This is a genomic window from Planktothrix tepida PCC 9214 (assembly GCF_900009145.1).
Classification (GTDB): Bacteria; Cyanobacteriota; Cyanobacteriia; order Cyanobacteriales; family Microcoleaceae; genus Planktothrix; species Planktothrix tepida.
In genome coordinates, this window is record NZ_LN889802.1 from 482226 (window position 1) to 508851 (window position 26626).

The window sequence follows — 26626 nt, forward strand, 5'->3', positions numbered from 1 at the left end:
AACATTTTTTGACAAGGAAACAGGGGGACAGGATCAGCATCTCCCACTTTTCCTCCCAACTCCCACACTCTACCCTGGATTTCTATGCTAAAGTCAAGATTAAATCCCCTAGGGGGGGATAAAAAATATGATATATTAAATTATGATAATTTACTTCATAAATCTTAAAGATCTTGTTCAACATTCTAGTAGGTTTTATTTTGACTACCACTCAACCGATTCAGTCCACCTCTCGATTGATGCAAACGGTTCTGGCCAAAGTTAAAGAATCTCAGATTTGGCTGGTGTTTTTAGCATCGGTGTTTCTCGTCTGTGTTCCTGTCTTTTTCCAAGCTCCCCTGGTGCGACAATGGCCAGAACTCACCTTAGTTCTGACCTTGGGATGGCTCGGAATCAGTTGGACATTACTTAAGCAACCGACGACTTGGGTTTGGGGAGACTTATTATTAGGATTTAGTTGGAGTTGGCTAACCGGGGCTATCTATTGGGGATGGTTACGGTGGGAACCTTTGTTACATTTACCGGTAGAAGCTTTAGGGGTTCCCTTTGCAGTTTGGTGTTTATATCGAGGTTGGGGTAAAGTTGGCAACTGGTTTTATCTAGGTTCTTTATTTGGAACAGCCGTGACCGATGGGTATTTTTATATCACGGGATTAATTCCAAGTTGGCGGCAACTGATGCACGTTGAACCCGCCTTAGCGTTACCCATTTTTCAAAATGCCCTCCAAATTGTCAGTACCCCTTGGGGAATTAGTTGGGCCGTCGGATTTGCTTTATTTTTATTTGGGGTTGGGGTTTTTCCATTACAATCTAAAGAACAGCATTGGTGGGCATTTGGGGGAGCGGTATTGAGTACAATTTTAGTAGATAGTTTATTTTTGATTGCAGCTTGTCTAGCTTAAACAGAACTTAAAAGAGGGTGCGGAGAAAAAAATGTTTATGATCATAGGCGTGGCTTTTTAACCGTTTTAGCGTTTAAAAAGTCATAACTTTAATCTTCCAATGTCCCCTACCCATTGATTGTGACCTTACAACCCACTCCCCACTTAGTCTTACATACCGAAGGTGGTAATCACTATTTGCCACTGATGGGTAAAAATTACTGGACATTGGGTCGCAGTGAAGATAATACCTTTGTCATTAAAGACCGATGGATTTCTCGGAATCATGCGATGTTACAACGCATGGAAAATGGTGAGTTTTTTTTAATCGATTTAGGAAGTCGAAATGGTTCCTTTGTCAATGGTCGTCGAGTTAGTATTCCCGTCACGCTTCATAATGGTGACCATATTGTTTTTGGACAAACGGAGTTAGAATTTTATTGTCCTGATGTTACCCAGGAAACTGACCCTTCAGAACCGGAATCTGAAGATTTTACCGCTACATTAACCGTGCGTCGCTTGATATCGGTGATGGTGATGGATATTCGAGATTTTACTGTATTAACTCGACAATTAGATGAACGGATTTTATCAGAAGTGATTGGGCGTTGGTTTCGTCACGCCGGACAAATTCTTCGAGAAAATGGCAGTTGGGTCGATAAATATATTGGGGATGCCATTATGGCGGTTTGGTTTCATGGAACCCAAGGGGTAACGCCCCAAGAAATCCTAAAAATTGTCACAGCATTAAGTGAGTTACACAAAATTACGCTGGAATTAAGTCATCTTTATCCCCTGCCTTTTCCGTTACGAGTGGGGGCTGGAATTAATACCGGATATGCAATGGTGGGAAATACCGGAAGTGGCGGAAGTGCGGACTATACAGCCTTGGGAGATACGGTTAATGCGGCGTTTCGTTTGGAGTCAGCCACGAAAGAAATTGGCAGTGATATTGCTTTAGGAGAAACAACTTATCAATATCTAGCCCAAGCTTGTCCTCAACAAGGTTTTAAACAACATACCGTTCATCTTAAAGGTTATGATACCCCGACTATTACTTATGGGGGAACATTTGCCAATTTAGATGAAGTTTTAGAACTCAAATCAGGAGGATAAATTTATTCTCCAAAGCGATATCCTTTGCCATAAACGGTATGAATTAAAGGCGTTTCTCCCGTAATTTCAATTTTTCGTCTTAATAAACGAATTTGTGCTGCCAAGACATTGCTGCTGGGCTGTTCACCCTCTCCCCAGAGATGTTGATGGATTTGATGATGGGTTAATAACTGCCCTGGATAACGCATCAAATAAGCTAACAGTTGGCTTTCTTTTTCCGATAAATCAATGATGCGTCCTCCCCGATAGGCGAGTTGATTTTCGGCATCTAATTCTAAATCTGCCACTTGCAAACGGTTAGAATTGGTAACGGGGGATTCGGTGACGGGATAGCGACGTAATAAAGCCCGAACTCTCGCTAATAATTCTCGCAGTTCAAAGGGTTTCATTAAATAGTCATCCGCCCCAGCATCTAACCCTTGAACTCGATCATCGAGGGTATCTTTTGCGGTTAAAAATAAAATCGGTGTTCGATTCGATTGTGATCGCAATTCTTGACAAATTTCTAACCCCGATTTTTGGGGTAACATCCAATCTAAAATTAACAAATCATATGGATTTTGACGAGCCAACTCACAACCTAAATGTCCATCTGTTGCAAGATCAACCGTATATCCTTCGCGGCTCAATACCCGACTCAAAGGTTCCGTTAATTCAACTTCATCATCAACTAATAAAATTCGCATCAGTCATAGGGAACAGGGAACAGGGAACAGGGAACAGGGAACAGGGAACAGGGAACAGGGAACAGGGAACAGGGAACAGTTTTACGAGAAACTAACAAAGCCAACAGTTAAAACTCAACCGTTAACCGTTAACCGTTAACCGATAACTGATAACTGATAACTGATAACTGATAACTGATAGCTGATAACCGTTAACCGATAACTGATAACTGATAACTGATAACTGATAACTGATAACTGATAACTGATAACTGATAGCTGATAACTGATAACTGATAACTGTTAAAAATACATCATTTCAGGTTCTAAACAAGCTGCATCAATCCATTGCTGCATGGCTGGAAGCGACCAAATGGTTTTAACATAGTCCTGTTCAATTAATCCTAACTTGACATCATAGCTAATAAATCGAGAAACAACGGGGGCAAACATGGCATCAGCAATGGTAAATTTTCCGAATAAAAATTCACCCTTAGACCCATACTGTTGACGGCATTCTCGCCAAATTGCAGTAATTCGATCAATATCTCCTTGTACCCCTGGTTTCATTCCTTCTCTGGGGTAGCGAGTACGACAATTCATCGGCATTTGTTGCCGTAAATTCATAAATCCGGCGTGCATTTCATGACTCACAGAACGAGCAAAAGCCCTAGCGTCTCGGTCTTGAGGCCATAAATCTCGAATAAAATTTTCAGCAATATATTCACAAATCGCCAAGGATTCCCAAACCGTTAAATCTCCATCTAATAGCACCGGAACTTTTCCCGATGGAGAATAGCGCCTGATTTCCTTGTGGGTGTTGGGAGTACCCAAATCAATCATAATTTCAGCAAAATCAAGTCCTACTTGTTTTAAAAGTAACCAAGGACGTAACGACCAAGACGAATAATTTTTGTTACCGATCACCAGAGTTAACTGTCCCATAATCTGGTAAATAAAAGTTGGGGTAATAATTGCAGTTTCATCGGATAGCGATTCGCTGCTGTGTCACTGTCTCTATAAATCCCAAATCCCTCATTTCTCATCTTTATGATCACCGTAGCACTGCCTAAAGGCGCTTTATTAAAAGACAGTATCCGGCTTCTGCAAGCCGTTGGACTTGATTTTAGTGCTTTTTTAGATCCCGGCAATCGACAACTTCAGATTCATGATCCCACCCAAACCGCTAAGGGTTTATTAGTGCGGGCACAAGATGTCCCTGTTTATGTGGAATATGGCCAAGCACAGTTAGGGATTGTGGGTTATGATGTCCTGCGGGAGAAAAAGCCTCAAGTCGCTTCTCTGGTTGATCTCAAATTTGGCAAATGCCGGATGTCGGTGGCTGTTAAACAATCAAGTCCCTATCAGCGTCCAGTAGAATTGCCACCCCATAGTCGGGTTGCGTCTAAATTTGTCCACTGTGCCAGCGAGTATTTTGAGAGTTTAGATTTACCAGTTGAAATTATACCGCTATATGGTTCCGTTGAATTAGGGCCAATTACGGGAATGTCTGAAGCGATTGTCGATTTAGTTTCTACAGGTAAAACTTTACAACAAAATGGATTAACAGAAATAGAGGTTTTATTTGAAAGCACAGCTTACTTAATTGCTCATCCATTAAGTTATCGTTTAAATACAGGCGGACTGAAGGATTTAATGAGTCAAATTCGAGAAGAATTAACACTTAAATTGTAAACCTGAACTTAATGATTTAACATTCCAAAGGAGATAAAGGTTTAGTCGGGATTTCTGCGGCATTAGCCTTAACAAGTTGCTCAAAAATCCGAGGTTCTACCGGGCGGCTAAACCAATATCCTTGTAAACAATCACATTCATGATCTCGAAGAAATTGTTGTTCGGCTTCCGTTTCTACTCCTTCAGCAACGACTCTCATATTTAAACTATGAGCCATAACAATCGTTGCTTTCACAATTGCTGCATTTTTAATATGGCGGTTCACATCTTGGACAAAACAGCGATCTAATTTGAGGGTGTCAAACGGGAATTTTTGCAAATAACTTAAAGAGGAATATCCGGTTCCAAAATCATCTAAAGAAAGTCCGATTCCTAAATTCTTCAGTTCATGGAGAATGGCAACGGAACGTTCAGGATTTTTAACTAAAACACTTTCGGTTAATTCTAATTCTAAATATTTGGGATCTAAACCCGTTTGTTTTAAGACTTGCATCACATAACGTCCTAAATTGCGTTGATGAAATTTAACCCCCGAAACATTGACAGCAACGGAGAGTTCAAATCCCTGGTTTTGCCATTGTTTCACTTGCTGACAAACTTGACGAATCATCCATTCATCAATTTCTACAATTAAATCATTTTCTTCAGCAATGCTTAAACATTCCAGGGGAGGCACAAGTCCGCGTTGGGGGTGTTGCCACCTAAATAAAGCTTCAGCCCCAATAATTCTTCCGGTTTTTAAGTCGAGTTGAGGTTGATAATGAATAATAAATTCTTCGTTGTCTAACGCATGGTGCAGATCAATTTCTAAGCGAAACCGATCTTGAATTTTTGTCCAAATTTCATTCGTATAGACAAAATAAGAATGGGTTCCCTGCTGTTGGGCTTGACGCAAGGCAATATTGGCTTTAATTAGTAAGTTATCAAAATTATCATCATGTTGGGGATATAAAGAAACGCCTAAACAGCATCCTAATAATAATTTATAGTCGGAAATTTTGATAGGTTTTGATAAACAGTTTAAAAGTTTTAAAGCAATTTCTTCAATTTCCTCAGAGTGGGAAATGGGCGGTAAAATTAAGGCAATTTTTTCATCTTTAAATTTAACAACAAATCCGGCTCTTTTCAGTTCTTCATGAATCCGATTAATCACCGCCTGAACTAGAATATCTCCATAATCTACTCCTAAATAATCTTGAAACCGTTCTAGGCGATCTAAACTTAAAATAAATACCGGAACTAACTGCTGCGGTGAGTCAATTTCTTTAATAATTTGTTTGAATTTACTTTGTAAACTTAACTGAGCCGTTAAATTAATCTGAGATTCATCTTCCCGATTCGCGGTTAATTGAATTAACCCTTGAGACTCAGATAATGACAGGGGAAGATTAACTCGTTCCTGTTTATTAAACTGTGCTTGAATGGCGGCTAATAGTTCCGATTTACTATAAGGTTTGGTGAGATAGTCATCCGCACCCAATTCCATTACCCGTCGTAAATTGCTGCGTTCATGTTGGGCGGTTAAACAAATGAAGGGAATGGAGAGGGTGTCCGGGTTACTGCGTAAGTATTCTAGCACGCCATAGCCATCCATTTCGGGCATGATTAAATCACATAAAACTAAATCAGGTTGTTGGCTGTGTAGAAGTTGTAAACCCACTTGTCCATTATCGGCTTCGAGGAGTTGAAACCCTTCCGCATGGAGAATTTTTAGTAAACTCCGACGGAGCAGAACATCGTCTTCAATGACTAGAATTTTTTTCATGGCTGTTACTTGACCTCAAATCGGATTCAGAGTTCCTATAGACTATAAATCTTTTGGTTATTGATTGTCTCTGATTTCAATAGGAAGGGTTTCGTGAAAAAAGATAAAAGATATTATATGACTTAAGATATATCATTCATGATTCAACCGTCGTGATAGAAAAAAAATAATCCTGTGAGATGTTACACAAAAAGATGTGATCTACATCGCTAAAATACAAGCATAACCTTCAAAATTCTCGTACTTATACGGTTGTAAGCCTCCAGACAAGACTGTGATTTGTAACCCAATGACTATTGGATAGCCATCATCTCTAACACCTTAAGCTAACCGGACTGAACCCAAAAATTGATAGAAAATCGGTGATCCCAAATCTGTTTTCTTATAGACTATTGATGATAATCTCCTAAAATGCTTATAGATTCCTACAAGGGCGGGAATGACACCCGATTTTATCAGTCGGTTTTCAGAATTGGATTTGGGATGAAACGATTAAGCAATCAGAACTTTAAATCAAAAAACGACAATAAGAAATATTCTCTGCTCCCCAATTTAACAACAACTCGAACTTGCAGGAGAACAACAAGAATTATCAGAATTTGTAATCGTAACGTGATAATTTTTGCCTTTAGTTTCTTCCGGTTTACGAATCATATTGCGTCTACAATCAAACTCTGGTGCTGATTCTAACGGAATAGTTTCATGGGGTAAAATTCCTAAAATATCTTGACAATAGGGGCTGTTTATGTTAGTATAAATGTGATAGGTTTTATCACAAACTGCCATCCGTTCACCGCGATATAAAATATGTCCGTCATCGTCCATCACTTGTTTCCAAGGCCCTTTATAAATCACCGCTTGATTAACATCTAAACAGGGGCCGTCTTTCCCTTTAAACGCACAAACGGTTAAAGAACGGAATTCAATGCCATCAATCACTTGCCAAGGGTCTTCCTGTCGGGCTAAGATTTCAATTCCATAAAATCCAGCTTGTTCAAAGCGTTGTAAAAATTCATTTTCGCGAAAGGCTCCCGCAATACAGCCACTCCAAAGATCGGGATCATTTAAAATATCAGGAGTCGGATCTTGATCACAAACAATATCCGAAATAACCGCCCTTCCCCCTCGTTTTAACACACGATAAATTTCTTGAAACAGTTGATTTTTATCTTGGGGACGGACTAAGTTTAAAACACAATTAGAAATCACTACATCAACACTATTATCTGCAATTAAAGGAGTTTGTTGACGTAGGCGATCGCATTCTAACTCAAATTCTGTAATTTGTTCAATCGACTGAATGGGATGATTTGTTAACCACTGTTGAACTTGATCTAAATCTAAGGCTAAATCCTGAATTTTTGCTTTAACAAAGCTTGTATTAGCATAACCTAATTTTTGGGCAATTTCTGCTTGATAGCGACGAGACAACGCTAACATGGTATCATTAAAATCGACCCCAATGACTCGACCATTCGCCCCGACTTTTTGAGCGATTATATAACAATTTTTTCCCGCCCCGGAACCTAAATCTACAACAATTTCTCCGGGGTTAACATAACGAGTCGGATCACCACAGCCATAATCTTTTTCAATAATTTCTTGAGGAATAATGTCTAAATATTGATTTTCTTGATATTCCACTGGACAACACAGAGAAGGCTGTACCGTTGTTGCTCCAGCTTGATAACGTTCAATAACCGTTTCTTCAATATTGTAATTCATAGAATTTGGAATCAGAACTAAAAGGAAATAAGCTAATAACTAATAACTGAATACGGGCGGGAATACGGGCGGGAATACCCCGCCCCTACGGCTAAATTAACCGCCCCAGATTTTTTTAATTACTTCATCGGGAGAGATATCAGACATTTTTCCGGTGGGAGATTTAATGCCAATAACGCGATCGCTTTTGGGTAATAATTTAGCAGGTTCAGTGGGGCCAAATAATGCGATCGTATAGGTTCCCACCGCAACAGCCAAGTGCATCGGGGCACTATCGGTACAGAGCATTAAATTCGCCGAAGCGATCATTGCCGCTAATTTGCCAATATCATCCGGTCGGGTGACTTTAACTTGAGGACAAGATTGGACAATTTCACGCACTAACGCGGCATCTTCTGGCCCCTGGACAATAACAACAGGAAGGTTAGGTTGTCGTTGTTGAATATCTTGAATAATTTTTTGCCAACGTGCAACAGGGTAAATTTTATCAATGCCTTTTTGTTGTGCTAACTGGCTAGACCCTCCATGAATCAAAATATAACCACTTTCCTGTATCCCCAGACGTTTTTGTTCAGCATCTCCCCAGTCAATATCTAGTTTAGGAACATTAATGGATAATCCAGAGAAGGGGGTGGTAATTTGTAACCCTTTGAGCAGGTCATAATACATCTCGGCGGCGTATTGTTCGGGTTTCAGGGGGACTGGGTTGCTAATAAACATCCCTTCACCGCCACCGGTGTATCCAACGCGAATGGGGATACCCGTTAACCATAATAACAATCCCACCGTCCAACTTTGACCCAAGGATAAGACCACTTCATATTCTCGATCACGGACAATACCCAGAAAATTTCCCCAGTCGGCTAAACTGTTACGTTCCTTGAAATCATAGGTTAAAACTTCGGAAACCGACTTACAGACTCGATAAGCTCCCTTGGCCCTGGGTTCTACCATAACAGAAATTTGGGCTTCAGGATAAGCTTGCTTAAGGCCATCAAGCGTTGGGAAAAACAAAATTTGATCGCCTATTCCACCTGGGACAAGGGCTAGTATTCTCATCACTAAAGAGTTAATCTACAAGATCAGCTTAATTCTAATATGAACACAGGATTGTCAATCTTACCTCTAAATTTTCACAATGCACTTATTAATTCCAGCAGCAGGGATGGGACGACGAATGGGAAGCGATCGCAACAAATTGCTTTTGACGTTATTGGATAAACCGTTATTGACGTGGACACTCTTATCGGCGGAAGCAGCAACCTGCATTGACTGGATCGGGATCATGGGTCAACCTGTGGATTTCCCTGAGTTTAAAGAAATTTTAGCTAGTGTTAATTTAAGTAAACCTGTAGAGTTAATTCAAGGGGGAGATACCCGTCAAGAGTCGGTTTATAATGGTTTACAAGCCTTACCCAGCGATGCAGAACAGGTATTAATTCATGATGGTGCTCGATGTTTAGCCACACCGCAGTTATTTGAACGCTGTGCACAAGCATTACAGGAGTATCAGGGGTTAATTGCCGCTATTCCGGTCAAAGACACGATTAAGGTGGTGGATGAGGATGGATTAATTTTAGATACCCCTGAGCGCAAACAGTTATGGGCGGCACAAACTCCCCAAGGCTTTGATGTGAAACTATTAAAAGACTGCCATGAGCAAGGGCGTCAACAAAGTTGGGAAGTGACCGATGATGCGGCATTATTTGAAAAATGTGGATTACCCGTTCATATTGTTATGGGAGAAGAAACCAATTTAAAAGTAACTACTCCTGTTGATTTAAGCGTGGCTGAATTTATTTTAAAAGCCCGACACAATCCCTAGGGGCAGGGTTATTCCACCTGTAATCAGTTATCAGTAGACAATAGAAAAAGATCAACCATCAACTCTACTTAAATTTATGGCTAACAAAAAAACATCTACAAAAACCAGGAAATCAACCTTGCTTGATGAGTTTATTAGTTTAGCAATTGTTAATTTGTATTTAGCTTTATCCTTTAGCGTTTTAATCACCTTGAATTCCCTGGCGTTATTAAAACATGGGATTAATGCTTTTAACTATGGGGTTGCGATTGTTGGAGCTTTAATCATCGGAAAAGTGATTGTTTTATCTGAAAAACTGCCTCTGGTAGAACGCTATGGAGATAAACCCCTGATTATTTCAGTGGGTTATAAGTCAATTTTGTTTACAATTATTGTTTTAATTTTTAATGTTGCAGAACATTTTGTCGTCGGTTTGTTTCAACAAGAATCTATGTCTAAAGTTTTAATTGAATTGAAATATCATTTTTTTCAATTCGATACAATTTATCAAATATTCTGCTTGTTCCTTGTGTTTATTCCTTTTTTTATAACACGAGAATTAGATGAAATTTTAGGGAAAGGTAAATTATTTGATTTATTTTTTAAAAAGAGAACTTTAAATCTAAATGAGATAGATGCTTAATATAGCAATCTGTGCCTTCGAGACGGAGGTTGTAATAATTCACAACTGATATGAAACAGCCAAAAGTATTATCCCTGTTCCCTGTTCCCTGTTATAGAAGAGTCTTCTTTCTTTTGATCCTTCGATGTTAAGCGACATTTTTACAACTTCCCTTCCTAGAAGATACAATGAATTCATATCTCTAACTACATCTCAATGGTCTATGGCCCTAACACTTGCTTGGTTAGATAATTTAGAAGCTGCTATTATTCGAGATCCCCTACAAGTCTCACCCGATACTCCCTTAGACGAGGTAATCTCATTAATTATCAACTCCCGAGGAAATTGTTATCTGCATTCATCAGAATCTAACTCCTTGAAAACGGCAAAACAAGAAGGCCGGGGCAGTTGTGTTATTATTGTAGAAAATAATCAACCCATTGGCATTGTAACAGAACGAAATATTATTCAATGGATTGCCCAGGAAAAACATACAGAAAAGATTAAAGTCAAGCAGGTGATGAGTCAACCTGTTGTCACCCTTCAATATGAAAAAAAACAGGATATTTTTGCAGCTATCAATCTATTTCGAGAGCATTCAATCCGCCATTTACCCATCGTTGATCAAGGAAATCTAATTGGATTAATTACCTATGATACGATTCGGGGATGTTTACAACCAGAGGATTTATTGCGGTTCAGAACTGTTTCTGAAGTGATGAATCGTCAAGTGATTGTTACAACAGATCAAACCCCTTTATTAACAATAGCACAACTGATGGCAAATCATCATATTAGTTGTGTAGTGATTGTGGCTGAAGATGCTCATCAAAATCCCGTTGGAATGATTACAGAACGAGATTTAGTTCAATTTAAAAAGTTAGGATTAGATTGGAATCATACCCCAGCCCTAAGCGTGATGAGTTATCCTATTTTAAAGCTAAGTCCTGATAATAATTTATCGGTTGCTCATCAAATGATGGAGTCTAATCGTATTGGTCGTTTGATTATCACGGGAAACCAGGGAGAATTATTAGGATTAATCACACGCACTAATATTTTGCAGATATTAGAGCCGTTAGAAGTTTATAATGTTATTGAATTATTAGAAGCAGAAGTTAAACATTTACAAGATGAAAAAATACAACTGTTAGAAAGTAAGAATTTAAACCTCCAACAAACAGTACAAGAACAGACGGAAAAACTTTATTATCGGGAACAGGAATTTCAACTCATAGTTGAAACGGCTCCTGATATTATTTTTAGAATTGATTTAGATTTAAAATATCTCTATTTTAATCATGCTGTTGAAAAATTGGTAGGAGTTACGGCTCAAGATTTAATCGGTAAATATCCAGAAGAAATTGGGATTGATCAAGACGTAATCAATATTTGGAAAAACTGTCTTCAAAAGGCAATTGAAACGAAACAAGAACAAACAGTTGATTATCCCTATCCGACTATCAACAGTTCTATTTGGTATCAAACTCGACTGGTTCCTGAATATTCTCCTGATGGGACTTTAATTTCTTTTTTAGGAATTGCTAGGGATATTACGCCGCAGAAACAGGCAGAAAAAAAACTGTATCAACAACTGGAATTAGAAAAAATATTATACAAAGTAACGATTAATATTCGTCAGTCTTTATCTTTAAAGGAAATTCTAAACACAACGGTGACAGAAATTAGACAACTCTTAGACTGTGATCGAGTTTTAGTTTATCAATTCGATGCTGAATTTAATGGTCAAATTGTTGCAGAATCTGTTACTGTTCAAGGAAATAGTATTCTGGGAATTTCTTTAGAAGATACTTGTTTTAAAAGGGGCGGTGCTAAACATTATTTGCAAGGTAGGAAAAATTCTATTAATAATATTGAAACCGCAGATATATCTCCTTGCTATTACAATTTACTATCTGATTTTAATGTAAAAGCTAATTTAGTGGTTCCCATTGTCATTAACGATCCTGTCTCTGCTCATCAGTTATGGGGATTATTAATTGCTCATCACTGTATTGCACCCCGTGAGTGGAGTTCGGATGAGTTACACTTATTAGATCAACTCGCTGTTTCTATTTCCATTGCCATTCAACAGTCTCAACTTTATCAACAAATTCAACATGAGTTAAAAGAACGCTGTAAAGCAGAAGATGCTTTAATCAAATTGAATGGTGAATTAGAGCGAAGAGTGCGAGAACGAACCATCGTCTTAAGCCAAACAAATCAACAACTTTTAAATGAAATTCAAGAACATCGACGCACCGAGAAAAAATTACATCGTCAAAATATTAAGGTTGAATTATTTACAGATATTACTCTGAATATTCGTCAATCTTTACAACTCGAAAAAATATTGCAAACGACTGTAACCGAAATTCGCCATATTTTAGATTGCGATCGCGTTTTAATTTATCGTATTTTCCCGAAAGGAAAACAACAAATTATTACAGAATCAGTTATTAATCCAGAGTTATCCCTTCTGAATAGCATTTTAAATGAGAACATTTTTTCTGATTCTTGTATTGAGTTTTATAAATATACAAAAGTAAAAGCGATTGATAATATCGAAGAGGTTTATTCTTTAGATAACCCAGAAAATTTATGTATGAGCGAGTTAATGCAGCAATTAGAGGTTAAATCTAAATTAATTGTTCCGATTTTTCAAAATGGTATACTTTGGGGCTTAATGCTGGCGCATCAATGTTATCAACTCCATCAGTGGACAGAATTTGAAATTGAGATTATGCAGCAAATTTCCGAGCAAGTAGGAATTGCGATCGCCCAAGCTCAATTATTAATGGATTTAAGAGAAAGTCAAGAACAGTTAAAGGATTTATTTGAAAATGCTAATGATTTAATCCAACTAATTTCTCCTGAAGATGGACGTTTTATTTATGTAAACCGAGCTTGGAAAGAAACCTTAAAATATAGCGAGGAAGAAATTAAAAAATTATCGGTTTTTGATTTAATTACAATCCCTGAAGAAATTTCTAGCTTTCGTCAATATTTTGAACGCTTAAAAAACGGAGATTTTATTAAACAGAATTCTATTGAAACAGAATATATCACTAAAACTGGAGAAATTGTGATTTTAGAAGGCAGTGCTAACTGTCGATTTGAAGAGGGTAAACCAACGGTAATTCGCGCTTTTTTGCGGGATGTTACGGCTAAGAAACAAGCCGAGAAAAAACTCAAAAGTGTCCTGCAAGAATTAACTTATCATAAAATCGCCCTTGATGAAATGGCTATTGTAGTCATAGCAGATCGCAATGGGGTTATTAATTATTTTAATTATAAATTTTCTCAGACTTATCAATATTCATACGAAGAAGCAGTGGGGCAAACCTTTAGTTTAATTAATTCACATTATCATCCTCAGAGCTTCTTTAAACACCTTTGGTCTACAATTTCTCAAGGAAAAGTATGGCGGGGTGAAATTAGAAATCAAGCCAAAAATGGAAATTACTATTGGGTGGATACAACTATTGTTCCGTTTGTGGATGATCAGGGTAAACCGTTCCAATATTTGTCAATTATGTTAGATATAACCGAACGGAAATTGGCAGAAAAAGCCTTACAAATCAGTGAGGAACGTTGGCAATTAGCCGTTCATGGAAGTAAAGATGGAATTTGGGATTGGAATGTTCCAACCAATGAAGTTTTCTTTTCCCCTCGGTGGAAAGAAATGCGAGGGTTTGATGAAGATGAAATTAGTCATCACTTAGAAGAATGGATATCTCGAATTCATCCCGATGATGCTGAGAGGGTTTGGCAAGGAATTCAGGATCACTTTCAAAGAAAAACGCCATTTTTTATGGCTGAATATCGGGTAAAATGTAAAGATAATTCCTATAAATGGATTTTAGATCGGGGTCAAGCACTCTGGGATGAAAACGGTCAAGTGATTCGCATGGCAGGTTCCGAAAGTGATATTAGCGATCGCAAATTAGCAGAAGCCAAACTCTTAGAATTAAATCAACTCCAACAAGCCATTTTAGATGGTACAAATTACGCCATTATTTCAACGGATATCAATGGAATTATTCAAGTTTGGAACCGAGGTGCAGAAAATTTACTCGGTTATCAAGCTGAAGAAATAATTGGTAAAACAACTCCTGCTATTGCTCATGATCCTCAAGAAATTCTGGAACGTTCCTATAGTTTATCTTTAGAATTAGGAACTAAAATTGAACCGAGTTTTGATGTTTTTGTTGCGAAAGCTCGTCTCGGACAGATTGAAGAACGAGAATGGAGCATGGTTCATAAAAATGGAAGAAAATTTCCGGTTTTACTCTCGGTTTGTTCCTTGCGAGATCCGATAGGAAATATTACTGGATTCCTAGGAATTGCTCAAGATTTAACGGAACGCAAACGCAGTGCTGCCGAAATTAAAGTGGCGGAAGAACGGTTTCACTTAGCGATTCAAGCCGCACAAGATGGCTTTTGGGATTGGGATTTCATCACAAATGAGATTTATTTTTCTCCCCGTTGGAAAGAGATGATTGGCTATAATAATGATGAATTACCGAATACTCTCTCCTCCTGGGACAAAGTTATTTTTGAAGAGGATAGAATTGCTGCCATTAAATTGATTGAAGACTATAACAAAGGTCGAGTAGATCGATTTCAGAGCATTCAACGTTTTTATCATAAAAATGGTTCCATCGTCTATATTTTATCGAGAGCCATTCATCTAAAAGATGACCAAGGAAACGTGATTCGCATGGTGGGTGCTCATACAGATATTACAGAACTTCAGAAAGCACAAGAAGTATTAAAACAACAGTTAGCCGCCATTGAAGCCGCCATTGATGGTATTGCGATTTTAAAAGATGGGCATTATATTTATTTGAATAAAGCCCATGTTGAAATGTTTGGGTATAGCCATCCTCAAGAATTACTAGGATACAGTTGGGAAAGTTTGTATATACCGGAACAAGTTCGTTATTTTGAACAGCATACTTTTCCTGTTTTATTCCAACAACGTCATTGGCAAGGTCAAACGACAGCTAAACGTAGAGATGGAAGTACCTTTGTTGAAGAAGTTTCACTGACTTTAACCGATGATAATTTATTAATTTGTGTCTGTCGAGATGTGACTGAACGCTTAAAAGCGGAAGAAAAAATCAAAGCTTCACTGTTAGAAAAAGAAGTTTTATTGCGAGAAATTCATCATCGAGTTAAAAATAATCTCTATGTGATTTCTAATTTATTAGATTTACAAGCGGATACCTTAGAACAGGAGGAACAACGGAATTTATTTGCAGATAGTCAAAATCGGATTCAAACCATGGCATTAATTCATGAGCAACTTTATCAATCTGATGATTTATCCCAGGTGAATTTTGCAAATTATATTCAAAATTTAGTCGAAAAGTTAATTTCATCTTATCAACCCAAAGACTGTAAAATCAATATTAGTCTGGATGTTGAACCTGTAACTTTAAATTTAGAAACGGCGATTCCCTGTGGATTATTAATTAATGAGTTAGTAACAAATGCGTTTAAATATGCTTTCCCTGACTCAACAACTGGAGAAATTAAAATTACTCTAAAAATGGATTCTGAACAACAAATTTATTTAAAAATTAGTGATAATGGCATCGGGATTCCAGAAGATGTAGATTGGCAAGATAGCCCTTCTTTGGGATTAAGATTAGTTAATATTTTAGCTGATCAATTAGAGGCAACCCTTGAATTAGACTGTACCCAAGGTACAAGTTTTACTCTAATTTTTCAAGAACAAAGCTATAATTAAAAATTAATATGAGCTTAATGTTCAATTAATATTCAGAGGGTTTTAAGCCAATGACAGCGACCATTTTAATTGTTGAAGATGAATTAATTGCAGCCGAAAGTATTGCCCGGAGTTTAAGAAAACAAGGGTATACAGTTATTGCTCGAATTAATTCAGGAGAAAAAGCCTTAGAACAGGTAGCGAAAAATTGCCCGGATTTAATTTTAATGGATATCCACTTACGCGGCGAATTAGATGGGGTAGAAACCGCAAAACGCATTCGAGAACAACACCAAACTCCCATCGTTTATATTACTGCTTATTCTGATACCTCTACCATTGAACGCACAAAAGAAACCAATCCTTCGGGCTATTTAGTTAAACCGTTTAAATCTCAAGACGTGATTGATATTGTTGAAAAAGCATTACAATCTATAGCATTAGGGAACAGGGAACAGTAAAAAGTGAAAGGGTTTTAGGATTTAGAAGTGTTCCCTGTTCTACTTTTTCCAGGGAAGTTTGGTTCCCATTTCCGTTAAGGCTGAAAAGATTAAGTAGAGCGTTAGTACAGCAATTCCTAACAAAAATAATCCTAAATCTTGATTCATCATAATCCGTTTTTGTGATTAAGAAATTGCCCTATCCTGATTTAGAAACAGGGACTTTACAGGCTAAATAGCTGATTGTCTGTTCCCTGTTCCCTGTTCCCTATTATTATGAAAATTGACTTAACCGTTCTCGCAGAATTTCCGCTTGTTTTTCAGCTTCTGCTAAATTATTACGGGTATTTTCCACCACTTCGGGTTCGGCACGGTTAACGAAATTCGGGTTATTCAAATTGCGTTGAAACCCTTGAATTTCCTTTTCAACTTTAGCCAATTTTTTCTGCAATTTGGTTTGAAAAGCGGCTACATCAACCACACCCGCTAACGGCATTAACACCTGGACTGTTCCCACAACTCCGGCTATAGTTTGTCCTTCATTTCCGGTTAACTGTTCTGTAATGGTTAAGGTTTCGACTTTACCTAACTCTTGAATATAGGTTTGCCCTTGTTTCAAGATATCCTGTTCTTTGCGGCTTTCCGTTTGTAGAATAGCATTAACTTTCACTTTCGGTTTAATATCCGCTTCCGCTCGTAAATTTCTGACGGTACGAATTGCTCCAATAATTAACTCAAAATCTGCTTCTAATTTCGGGTCAAGAATTGTAGTAATTTCCGAAGCTGAATCTTGAGAAACGGAGGAAAAACTGTTAGGAACTTGTAAGTTTGAATCAACAGGTTTTAGCGGTTCTCCACTGCCGATAAATTCCGTTTTCAACTCTTGTAGAATTTTCCCCAGTTCTTCTCGTTGAGATGCTTTCAACAAATAACGATACACAAACCAACCAGAATATCCCATCCCAATCAATTCAAAAATAGTCGGTAGTAGCGGGATTTCATTAATAGCATTCAACGCCGCCACAAAACATTTAACTGTTAAAAAGGCAACGAAAAATAACCCCGTCAAAATTAACGGTTTTTGATATTGTTTAACGAAATCTCCTATCAGGTCAGGTAATTCTAATAGGGTACTCAAAACTTGACCGACAATTGAATCAGGATCTTTAACAAATTTGCCTAAGCGTTGCACTTCTAAAATATTTTCTTCAACCACAACCGGATAAGCTTGCAATGCTAAACAATCTTCTTCCCCAGTTTGCGTTAAACTATGCCAAATTTCCTCAGTAATATGGGGCATAAAGGGATGGAGAAGTTTTAAAATCCCTTCTAAGACATACGCTAAGGTTTGTTGAGCAACGTGACGAGACTCGGCATTTTCTCCTTGTAAACGGGGTTTTACTAATTCAATATACCAATCACAAAAATCTCCCCAAATAAACTCATAAATACCTTTTGCCGCTTCACCAATGCCGTAATTTTCCATCTGGTTACGGGTTTGTTTAACAGTTTGGTTAAAACGAGACAAAATCCATTGATCACTCAGTTCTAACTGATTAATATTGGGTTCTCCTAACTGTTTCGGAGATTTCCCGTCTAAATTCATCATTACAAACCGAGACGCATTCCACAGTTTATTGGCAAAATTTCGAGATGCTTCAACGGAGGCAGATTCGTCAGTTTCTCGATTATATTCTAAACGAATATCTTGCCCTGCGCCAATCACTTCTTTCATTAACGTAAACCGGACAGCATCGGTTCCGTATTTATCAATCAATAATAACGGATCAATACCGTTTCCGGCAGATTTTGACATTTTCTTACCATTTTCATCCCGAATTAACCCGTGAATATAAACGGTTTTAAACGGCATTTTTCCGGTAAAATATCCCCCCATCATCGTCATCCGTGCAACCCAGAAAAAGATAATATCAAACCCCGTTGATAAGGTAGCGGTGGGATAATATTTGCTTAAATCTAACGTTTGTTCCGGCCATCCTAATGTTGAAAACGGCCATAAACCGGACGAAAACCAAGTATCCAAAACATCAGGATCTTGTTCTAAAATTACGGTTTCTCCAAATTTTGCAATTGCTTTTTCTTGGGCTTCCGCTTCAGTTCTCGCCACAATAAACGGTGTTTCATCGGTAATTTTGCCATCAGTTTCACTAATCGCATACCAAGCGGGAATTTGATGGCCCCACCACAATTGTCGAGAAATACACCAATCGTCTAATTTAACTAACCAATCTCGATAAACCTTCGTCCAGCGTTCAGGAACAAAGGCGGGAGAATCTTGTTGATCTAAACAATCTAAGGCTTTATCTGCTAAAGGTCTAATCTTAACAAACCATTGGGTTGATAATAGCGGTTCTACCGGAACTTTACCGCGATCGCTATAGGGAACCGTATGTTTATAATCTTCAACTTTAACTAAAAATCCCAAATCTTTAAGACGTTGAACCACATTTTTTCGCGCTACAAATCGATCCTGTCCCTGGAATGGCCCTGCATTTTCATTCAGAGATCCATCCTGATTCATAATATTAATCATCGGGAGTTTATGGCGATGACCCATTTGGAAATCATTCGGATCATGGGCGGGAGTCACTTTCACACAACCCGTACCAAAACTTGGATCAACAAATTCATCCGCAATAATCGGAATTTCCCGTTTCATAATTGGTAAAGTTAGGGTTTTTCCGATTAAAGCTTGATAACGAATATCATTGGGATTCACTGCAACCGCCGTATCCCCTAACATCGTTTCCGGTCGCGTGGTTGCTACTTCTACATAACCGCTACCATCGCTTAAAGGATAGCGAAAATGCCACAAATTGCCATTAATTTCTTTATTTTCTACTTCTAAATCCGATACAGCCGATTGACTCGCCGGACACCAATTGACTAAATATTTCCCTCGATAAATTAAGCCATCTTCATATAACTGAAAAAACGCTTCTAAGACCGCTTTTGATAATCCTTCATCCAGGGTAAATCGTTCCCGCGTCCAATCACAAGAAACTCCCAACCGTCGTAACTGATTAACAATCGTTCCCCCCGATTTTTCCTTCCATTCCCAAGCTTGTTCTAAAAATTTTTCTCGTCCTAAATCGTAGCGGGTTTTGCCTTCGGCTTTGAGTTGTCGTTCTAAAATTGTTTGGACTGCAATACTGGCGTGATCCATCCCCGGCAAATACAAAGCGTTGTCACCCTTCATGCGATGATAGCGAATCAAGGCATCAATCAGGGAGTTATTAAAGGCATGACCCATGTGCAGACTTCCCGTCACGTTAGGCGGAGGAATCATAATGCAATAGGGTTCCCCCGGTTGGTTGGGGTCAGCTTTAAACACCTGATGATCTTCCCAATACTGTTGCCATTTGGCTTCGGTACTGAAGGGTTCGTATTTTGTGGCTTGGCTTGGGGTCGTTGCAGTCATGGGTTTCGACAAGATGGACAATTTTAGACAATCCTTTCTATTTTGCCACATTTCGGCTAGAGGGCTGCTCTTTCATCCTAGAAACCTTGAACCGTATGGGCTTGAGCGATCTAAAAATTTTTTTGAAATAGGGGTTGACATTCCTAAAAAAACCGAGTAGATTAGTAAATTGTGAGAGGCAAGCAAACAACACACAAACGGCTGCAACCTCTCAAAATCAGTGAAAGTTTACAAAGCTTTCCTGGTGCCTATGGCTCAGTGGAACCACTCCGATCCATCTCGAACTCGGCTGTGAAACGCTGACACGGCGAAGATACTTGGCGGGTAGCCGCCTGGAAAAATAGCTCGGTGCCAGGTTAATACTCAAAAAACCCCCTTCCAGTGGTAAATCGGAGGGGGTTTTTTGTATTCACAGATTTTTATTATTTTTTTATACTCGGTTAATAACAGGTAAGCTACAAAGGTAAATATTGAACCCGATTAGCAAATTCTTCCTGTTCGCCAAGTTTAGCAATTATTTCTAAATCACGGATACAATCACCAATGGAAACACGAGACTGACGAGCAAAGATAACACCAAAGAAGTTAATCCCTTCAGCTTGACGGCGTTTTGCTTCAATTAAAAAATCTTGGTCTTGTGAAAACATAACTCGTCCAAGTTCCATCGCTCGATCCAGTAAAATAGTATCGGGTGTACCAGCACGTCCATCTTCTTGAACTGTTAAAACATCAATATCTCGAAGGCGTAAACCCACTGTAATCGCTGAATGGATGTGTTCATCCATGTAAATTGCTAGACTCATTTTAATAGCCCTTGAGCACGTAATCTAGCAGCAAAATGAGATTCACCAGCTTCAATTTCTGCCAGTTTAACATAGTCTTCTCGTCGCTTAATTTCTGCATCAAGTTCTGGTTTATGATCCCAATAATAAGCTAAAGCAGAAAGAATTTGACTCATGGTTAAATAGCGATGATTGAGGTGCAATTCTGCTGGACTCCAACTATAAGCGATTTGAGTTTCAACTAATTCAACGACTTTCATTGTAGTTCCAGCTATGGTGGGAACATTGTCTTCATTTAGCTCTATATATTTATACTCGGTTTTTGTAAGTGTCATAGTTTCTACTTTACAGAGAGTTCTAATTAATTTGTATGAATAGATTTTGATACCCTGAACTTTTGTAGAGCAGCACCTGGGAAACCCGATTATAGGTTCCACAAGCGCATCTCTACAACAATTTAGGATTCTTGATTCAACCGTAATACCGCCATAAATGCTTCTTGAGGAACATCCACAGAACCCAAAGATTTCATCCGTTTTTTACCTTTGGCTTGCTTCTGTAAAAGTTTTTTCTTCCGGCTAATATCCCCCCCATAACATTTAGCTAACACATCTTTTCTTAAGGCTGGAATATGTTCACTGGCGATGACTTTAGATCCAATTGTGGCTTGAATGGGAACTTTAAATTGATGACGGGGAATCAATTCTTTGAGTTTTTCCACCATAGCCCGTCCAACGTGATAAGCTTTATCACGGTGAACAATCATGGCTAAAGAATCAATTGCATCTTTATTAATCATAATATCGAGTTTAACTAAGGCATTTTCTCGATATCCAATTAAATGATATTCCATACTCGCATAGCCACGAGAGCGAGATTTCATCTGATCAAAAAAGTCCGTGACCACTTCCGCTAAGGGTACTTCATAAACTAATGTGGTTCGTCCCTGGGCTAAATAACGCATATCTTTAAATTCACCCCGACGACCCTGGGCTAATTCCATTAAACTCCCCACATAAGCTTCTGGGGTAATCATTTCTACCCGGACATAGGGTTCTTCTATTTTTTCTCGGTGGTTGGGTTCAGGTAAATGACTAGGGTTATCCACCATAATCACTTCCCCTTTTTGGGTGGTAACTTGATAAACCACCGAAGGAGACGTTACAATTAAGTCTAAATCATATTCCCGTTCTAACCGTTCTTGCACAATTTCCATGTGCAGTAATCCTAAAAATCCACATCGGAAACCAAACCCCATTGCACTTGAAGTTTCCGGTTCATAGGATAACGCCGCATCGTTTAATTTCAGCTTTTCTAAGGCTTCTTTTAAGTTCGGATATTCATCAGAATCTGTTGGAAATAATCCACAAAACACCATTGGTTTTGCTTCGGTATAACCGGGAAGGGCTTCTTCAGCTTGGCTATTGGCTAAAGTAATGGTATCCCCAACTCGTGCATCTTCAACAGCTTTAATGGCGGCGGAAAAATAGCCTACTTCTCCAGCATGGAGTTCATCAACGGGAATTTGGGTTGGAGATAATACGCCAATTTCATCGATTTCATATTCTTTCCCCGATGCCATTAAGCGAACGCGATCACCTTTTTTTACCCGTCCATCCATCACCCGAAAATAAACAATCACGCCTCTATAACTATCATAATAACTATCAAAAATTAACGCTCTTAATTTCTGATCAACGGTATCTTTTGGAGGCGGCACTAAATGGACAATCGATTCTAAAATTTCATGAATTCCTACTCCTTCTTTAGCCGAAGCTAACACCGCCCCCGAACAATCTAACCCAATAATTTCTTCAATTTCACTTTTAATGCGATCCGGTTCGGCTCCGGGTAAATCAATTTTATTTAAAACCGGAATAATTTCTAAGTTATTTTCTAACGCCAGATAAACGTTGGCTAAGGTTTGCGCTTCTACCCCTTGGGACGCATCCACGACTAATAACGCGCCTTCACAAGCGGCTAAAGAGCGGGAGACTTCATAGGAAAAGTCAACGTGCCCCGGAGTATCGATTAAATTTAATACATACTCTTCACCGTCATCGGCTTTATAATTCATCCGGGCGGCTTGCAGTTTAATCGTAATTCCCCGTTCTCGCTCTAAGTCCATCGAGTCGAGAAATTGTTCCTTCATTTCCCGCTTTTGAACCGCACCCGTCGCTTCCAACAGTCGATCTGCTAGGGTAGACTTGCCATGATCAATATGAGCAATAATAGAAAAGTTACGAATTCGAGAAACTGGAACGTTTGTCATAAAGTGATATTCACAAGCATAATAGGGAGACTCCCGTTAAAGTAACGAGGGTTGGCTTCAAGTATTTTAACAAAAGAAACCCAGGGACACACCGATTTTTTTAGGGAAACAGAGGGGATTAGGGCTGTTTTTCTAATTCCGACTTCATCCGTTCTAGGGTAAGGTGCATTTGTTCAAACATTTGGTCGGGGGTAATTCCAAACTGGCCAAGTTGGGTGCGTAACTGTTCAACGGTCATCTGGGCCATAAAGTCTTCGGACAGTTCAAACCGCTTCATAAAAATGCGGTAACGATCCATAATCCCTTCCATCTGCTCAATATAGAGTTTTTTGCCTTCGCGATCAAACTTGCCATAGTCACTCCCAAGCTTGATCATGGATTGATAATCTTCAAATAGCTGTTTAGCTTCTTGTTGAACGATGTCTGAATCAAAGAATCCCATAGTTTCTCGAATTTTTTTAGGTATAGGGTTTGAGTTTAAGAGATTGGATAGATTTTTTCATATTTTAACCCCTGGGGAGCGGGTTACTCACACTGTTACAAGTCGCAATTTCCGTACTTCGGATTAAATAGGGAACAGGGAACAGGGGGAGCGGGGGAAGAAAATAATGGGTTTGTTACTGGGTACTGTTATGATGGACTGATAACCTAATCCTTATTTTTCGATTTGATTTCGGATATGTTCTAAATATAATTTAGCAACTCGATCAATGGGATTTAGGGTTAAACACACCTCAAATGTCTTAATTGCTTCCTGATGCTTTTGGAGATTATGCAGAGAAACCGCTTCTTCAAATATAACTTTAGTGGCTAATTTTCCCTCCTTAATGACAGGTGAATCAGCATCAAACACTTCAAAAACAGACACCTTTTCCGATTTGCCTTTAACATTAATTCGACCCATTAAGCGAATGGCATAAAGGCTGGGATTGTGTAAGGCTTTTAAGGTATGTTCAGAAATTAATAAAGGGACACCAAAATATTTAGTTACCCCTTCAATCCGAGACGCTAAATTCACAGCATCACTAATCACCGTACTGTCCATCCGATTTTCTCCCCCTACCGTTCCTAACATCAGAATTCCGGTATTAATTCCAATTCCAATCGAAACTTTAGGGCGGTGAGGCTGTCCTCTTTTAGAATTATATTCCTCCAGTACCTTTAACATGGTAATTCCCGCTTGAATGGCATCATCTGCACCGCCATTAAATAAAGCCATAATCGCATCGCCAATATATTTATCAATAAACCCTTGATGTTGAGTAATCGCAGGTTCCATCCGCGAAAGATAGGAATTAATAAATTGGAAATTATCTTCCGGGGTCATCTTTTCACTGATGCTGGTAAAGTCCCGAATATCAGAAAACAAAATCGACATTTCATGTTGTACACCTTCCCCTAACTTCACTTCGGCAATACTGTTATAACCTAGGAGAGATAAAAATTCTTGAGGGACAAAACGAGTTGCTGCTTCTGTTAATTCTAATTGCGTTTGCATGGCAATTTCTAAATTACTATTGACTTCAAATAGTTCTTCAATAAACTGTTGACGTTCAACTTCAGCTTTTTTTCGTTGGGTAATATCAGCAATAAATCCTTGATAATAAAGTAAATTTCCTTCGGCATCAAAAACAGGTTTAGCACTGGCAGAAATCCAAATTTTATGCTGATCAGCCCGATAAATTTGGAATTCAAAATTAGAAATTGTTTCCTGTTGCTGCATTAAATAAATAAATTCTATATGACGTTCCGGCTCTACATATAACGGATAATCAGAATCCTTTAAAATCTCCATCAAAGCGTGAGGAGAGTCATACCCATAAATCCGAGCCATGGCTGGATTAACATTAATATAAGAATGTTGAGGATTATATTGAAAAATTCCTTCTAACGCATTTTCATAAATACTTCGATAGTTTTCCTCTGCAATTCGCAAAGCTTCTTCCGCTTGACGACGTTCTGTAATATCAATTCCTACCGCAACAATAGCACCGCCTTGTTGATATTTTTGTACCACAATTAAATAATAACGTCGTTGATCATTATAGAGAATTGGCAAAATTTGAGACGCTGACTGTTCTGGACTAGCGAGAAACTGACGCAGGAATTTAACATAGTCTGAACTATTTTGAAAAAATCCGATTTCTCGACCAATAATTTCTTCAGGTTGCAACCTTAAACGATCCGCTAAGTCACGATTGACCCCCAAATAAATCCCTTCAGAACTCATCCAAGAAATTGAACCGGGTACAGCATTTAATACCGCTTCTAACTGTTCCTTAGCCGCCGATAAAGCTTCTTTTGCCTGTTGCAAATCAGCGTTTTTAGCTTCTAATTTAGCAAAGGATTCTTGCAGTTGATAAGTCATCGTATTAAACGAACTCGCTAAAATTTCCAGTTCCGTAATGCCTTTCGCTTTAATATGTTGATCTAATTCCCCTTGAGCAATAGCTTTCGATGCGCTACTTAATTTTAAAATCGGTTCTGAAATCCAACGAGAGGTGATCATTCCGGCTAAAATAGCGATCGCTAATGCCACTAAACATAACAAAATCGTCAAGCGATTATTGGCATTAATTTCATCCATAAAATCGCTTTCTGGAATCACCACCACAATTAACCAATCTAATCCTCGACCATCTTTAAACGGTAAAACTTGAACAAATTGACGTTCCCCTTGAAGGGTAAATTCGGTTTGTAAAGATTGTTCTAGGGTAGCAAAACTTCCATATTGATGTAGCAGTTGTCGGGTTGCGCCTCGAATTAAAGGATTTTGGCTGTCTATGGCGGGGAGAAGTTTCGCCTGTTTTCCTTCCCCAACGCTGAGGGGTTCATCGGTAGAACTTGATAATAATTGACCGGCGCGATCGCTAACAAATGCAATTCCCGATTTTCCAATGGATAAACTGGATAGGAATTTACGGAAATCATCAGGAAGTAGCACATCCGTCGCACAAACCCCTAGAAGATCCTTAGTCGTCGGATCATAAATCGGTTGACTAGCCGTAACCGTGGGTAATCCTGTTGAGAAGGCTAAATAGATATCAGTCCAGACGGGACTTCCTGTTTGTTGAGCTTTTTGATACCAAGGGCGTTTGCGGGGGTCATAAATCGTGCCACTATCCCGCTTTAAGGTCGTCGGTCGTCCTTCAGTATCAATATTGTAGAGGTATAAATGCTGTCCCGTCCAGGGGTTTGCTGTCCACAAACCGATAGAATTATCATCCAAAATTCGCACCGCCCCTAAAAATTCTCCTTGAGAAGTACCACAATAGATCGCATAAAGTAGGGGAGATATTTTTAATTGATCTAATAGGGGGAAGACACTTTCAAGGTTAGCAACATTCAATTCCCCTCGCAGAAACGCCCGACTATTCAGTTGATTTAATCGATAGGGGTTCTCAAAATAGCTTTTGAGTTCCTGTTGAATTCGGGCACTGAGTTCGCTCCGCAGTTGAGACGCTAGGGTATTGACTGCTTTTTGAGCATTTCTAAAAGAAAGATACCCAACTAATCCAACCGCCGCAACAATTTGAACGACAAAGGTAACGACTAGAGTTGTTCGCAAACGCACTTTAGGTAATTTTTGGGGAACAGTACGGGGTGCTGACACAGTAAATCTCATGATTCTGATCGGTTAGAGCAGTGGATGGAAGATGATGACTTTATTCTGAATCCTG

Annotated in this window: 18 protein-coding genes and 1 rRNA gene; 8 read left to right on the forward strand and 11 right to left on the reverse strand. The window is 38.7% G+C overall.

The window, feature by feature from the left end; translation table 11 throughout:
• Positions 1-170 precede the first annotated feature (170 nt).
• Both PL9214_RS16425 and PL9214_RS16430 read left to right on the forward strand, forming a co-directional pair.
• Entirely contained in the window at positions 171-902 is a 732-nt protein-coding gene (locus PL9214_RS16425) for a DUF3120 domain-containing protein (protein ID WP_245824280.1), read from the forward strand.
• A 117-nt stretch (positions 903-1019) separates the two neighbouring features.
• Positions 1020-1997: an adenylate/guanylate cyclase domain-containing protein gene (locus PL9214_RS16430; protein WP_072720085.1), complete on the forward strand. Its 978-nt coding sequence runs from the start codon at positions 1020-1022 to the stop codon at positions 1995-1997.
• 2 nt (positions 1998-1999) lie between these two features.
• Here PL9214_RS16430 and rppA read toward each other — a convergent pair whose 3' ends face one another.
• On the reverse strand, positions 2000-2683 hold the full coding sequence (rppA, locus tag PL9214_RS16435; RefSeq protein ID WP_072719833.1) for a two-component system response regulator RppA: 684 nt from the start codon (positions 2681-2683) through the stop codon (positions 2000-2002).
• A 282-nt stretch (positions 2684-2965) separates the two neighbouring features.
• Entirely contained in the window at positions 2966-3607 is a 642-nt protein-coding gene (locus PL9214_RS16440; protein ID WP_072719834.1) for a glutathione S-transferase family protein, read from the reverse strand.
• 105 nt (positions 3608-3712) lie between these two features.
• Between PL9214_RS16440 and hisG the strand changes: the two genes are divergently transcribed.
• Positions 3713-4357: an ATP phosphoribosyltransferase gene (gene hisG / locus PL9214_RS16445; RefSeq protein ID WP_072719835.1), complete on the forward strand. Its 645-nt coding sequence runs from the start codon at positions 3713-3715 to the stop codon at positions 4355-4357.
• A gap of 16 nt (positions 4358-4373) precedes the next feature.
• Here hisG and PL9214_RS16450 read toward each other — a convergent pair whose 3' ends face one another.
• The 3 genes from PL9214_RS16450 to PL9214_RS16460 form a co-directional block, all read right to left on the reverse strand.
• Positions 4374-6122 carry a two-component system response regulator gene (locus PL9214_RS16450; protein ID WP_072719836.1) on the reverse strand — a complete coding sequence of 583 codons (1749 nt, stop codon included), beginning with the start codon at positions 6120-6122 and terminating at the stop codon, positions 4374-4376.
• A gap of 552 nt (positions 6123-6674) precedes the next feature.
• Positions 6675-7847, reverse strand: coding sequence for a DUF8838 domain-containing protein (locus PL9214_RS16455; RefSeq protein ID WP_072719837.1), 1173 nt, complete (start codon positions 7845-7847; stop codon positions 6675-6677).
• A 96-nt stretch (positions 7848-7943) separates the two neighbouring features.
• Positions 7944-8906, reverse strand: coding sequence for a glycosyltransferase family 9 protein (locus tag PL9214_RS16460; RefSeq protein ID WP_072719838.1), 963 nt, complete (start codon positions 8904-8906; stop codon positions 7944-7946).
• 79 nt (positions 8907-8985) lie between these two features.
• On the opposite strand from PL9214_RS16460, the gene ispD reads away from it, so the two are divergent.
• From ispD to PL9214_RS16480, 4 genes are all read left to right on the forward strand, one after another.
• Positions 8986-9672 (forward strand): 2-C-methyl-D-erythritol 4-phosphate cytidylyltransferase, encoded by a 687-nt coding sequence (ispD, locus tag PL9214_RS16465; protein WP_072719839.1) that lies wholly within the window; start codon positions 8986-8988, stop codon positions 9670-9672.
• A gap of 76 nt (positions 9673-9748) precedes the next feature.
• Positions 9749-10294 carry a hypothetical protein gene (locus PL9214_RS16470; RefSeq protein WP_072719840.1) on the forward strand — a complete coding sequence of 182 codons (546 nt, stop codon included), beginning with the start codon at positions 9749-9751 and terminating at the stop codon, positions 10292-10294.
• A 202-nt stretch (positions 10295-10496) separates the two neighbouring features.
• A complete protein-coding gene (locus PL9214_RS16475; protein ID WP_072719841.1) occupies positions 10497-16031 on the forward strand; it encodes a PAS domain S-box protein in 5535 nt (1844 codons plus the stop codon).
• A gap of 50 nt (positions 16032-16081) precedes the next feature.
• Positions 16082-16471, forward strand: coding sequence for a response regulator (locus PL9214_RS16480; protein ID WP_072719842.1), 390 nt, complete (start codon positions 16082-16084; stop codon positions 16469-16471).
• Positions 16472-16724: 253 nt separating this feature from the next.
• Here PL9214_RS16480 and PL9214_RS16485 read toward each other — a convergent pair whose 3' ends face one another.
• The gene (locus PL9214_RS16485; RefSeq protein ID WP_072719843.1) at positions 16725-19892 is read right to left on the reverse strand and encodes a valine--tRNA ligase; all 3168 of its coding nucleotides are present in this window, start codon (positions 19890-19892) and stop codon (positions 16725-16727) included.
• A 240-nt stretch (positions 19893-20132) separates the two neighbouring features.
• Between PL9214_RS16485 and rrf the strand changes: the two genes are divergently transcribed.
• Positions 20133-20249: ribosomal RNA gene (gene rrf, locus PL9214_RS16490) — 5S ribosomal RNA — on the forward strand.
• A gap of 98 nt (positions 20250-20347) precedes the next feature.
• Here the strand turns inward: rrf and PL9214_RS16495 are convergent.
• The 5 genes from PL9214_RS16495 to PL9214_RS16515 all read right to left on the reverse strand — a co-directional run bounded on the left by PL9214_RS16495 (position 20348) and on the right by PL9214_RS16515 (position 26559).
• Positions 20348-20695, reverse strand: coding sequence for a DUF5615 family PIN-like protein (locus PL9214_RS16495; protein WP_072719844.1), 348 nt, complete (start codon positions 20693-20695; stop codon positions 20348-20350).
• Positions 20692-21009 (reverse strand): DUF433 domain-containing protein, encoded by a 318-nt coding sequence (locus PL9214_RS16500; protein WP_072719845.1) that lies wholly within the window; start codon positions 21007-21009, stop codon positions 20692-20694. Before PL9214_RS16500 ends, PL9214_RS16495 begins: the two co-directional genes overlap by 4 nt.
• 122 nt (positions 21010-21131) lie before the next feature.
• Positions 21132-22946, reverse strand: coding sequence for a translation elongation factor 4 (lepA, locus tag PL9214_RS16505; protein ID WP_072719846.1), 1815 nt, complete (start codon positions 22944-22946; stop codon positions 21132-21134).
• 118 nt (positions 22947-23064) lie between these two features.
• A complete protein-coding gene (locus PL9214_RS16510; protein WP_072719847.1) occupies positions 23065-23388 on the reverse strand; it encodes a DUF1825 family protein in 324 nt (107 codons plus the stop codon).
• Between the two features lie 213 nt (positions 23389-23601).
• Entirely contained in the window at positions 23602-26559 is a 2958-nt protein-coding gene (locus tag PL9214_RS16515) for a PAS domain S-box protein (protein ID WP_072719848.1), read from the reverse strand.
• Positions 26560-26626 lie beyond the last annotated feature (67 nt).

Excerpts from the sequence above, each read along its gene's own strand:
- PL9214_RS16460 (WP_072719838.1), bottom strand. The coding sequence starts at position 8,906 with ATGAGAATACTAGCCCTTGTCCCAGGTGGAATAGGCGATCAAATTTTG.
- PL9214_RS16485 (WP_072719843.1), bottom strand. The coding sequence starts at position 19,892 with ATGACTGCAACGACCCCAAGCCAAGCCACAAAATACGAACCCTTCAGT.
- PL9214_RS16470 (WP_072719840.1), top strand. The coding sequence starts at position 9,749 with ATGGCTAACAAAAAAACATCTACAAAAACCAGGAAATCAACCTTGCTT.
- PL9214_RS16440 (WP_072719834.1), bottom strand. The coding sequence starts at position 3,607 with ATGGGACAGTTAACTCTGGTGATCGGTAACAAAAATTATTCGTCTTGG.
- PL9214_RS16455 (WP_072719837.1), bottom strand. The coding sequence starts at position 7,847 with ATGAATTACAATATTGAAGAAACGGTTATTGAACGTTATCAAGCTGGA.
- PL9214_RS16480 (WP_072719842.1), top strand. The coding sequence starts at position 16,082 with ATGACAGCGACCATTTTAATTGTTGAAGATGAATTAATTGCAGCCGAA.
- ispD (WP_072719839.1), top strand. The coding sequence starts at position 8,986 with ATGCACTTATTAATTCCAGCAGCAGGGATGGGACGACGAATGGGAAGC.
- PL9214_RS16500 (WP_072719845.1), bottom strand. The coding sequence starts at position 21,009 with ATGACACTTACAAAAACCGAGTATAAATATATAGAGCTAAATGAAGAC.
- PL9214_RS16510 (WP_072719847.1), bottom strand. The coding sequence starts at position 23,388 with ATGGGATTCTTTGATTCAGACATCGTTCAACAAGAAGCTAAACAGCTA.
- rppA (WP_072719833.1), bottom strand. The coding sequence starts at position 2,683 with ATGCGAATTTTATTAGTTGATGATGAAGTTGAATTAACGGAACCTTTG.
- PL9214_RS16450 (WP_072719836.1), bottom strand. The coding sequence starts at position 6,122 with ATGAAAAAAATTCTAGTCATTGAAGACGATGTTCTGCTCCGTCGGAGT.
- PL9214_RS16495 (WP_072719844.1), bottom strand. The coding sequence starts at position 20,695 with ATGAGTCTAGCAATTTACATGGATGAACACATCCATTCAGCGATTACA.
- hisG (WP_072719835.1), top strand. The coding sequence starts at position 3,713 with ATGATCACCGTAGCACTGCCTAAAGGCGCTTTATTAAAAGACAGTATC.
- PL9214_RS16475 (WP_072719841.1), top strand. The coding sequence starts at position 10,497 with ATGGCCCTAACACTTGCTTGGTTAGATAATTTAGAAGCTGCTATTATT.
- lepA (WP_072719846.1), bottom strand. The coding sequence starts at position 22,946 with ATGACAAACGTTCCAGTTTCTCGAATTCGTAACTTTTCTATTATTGCT.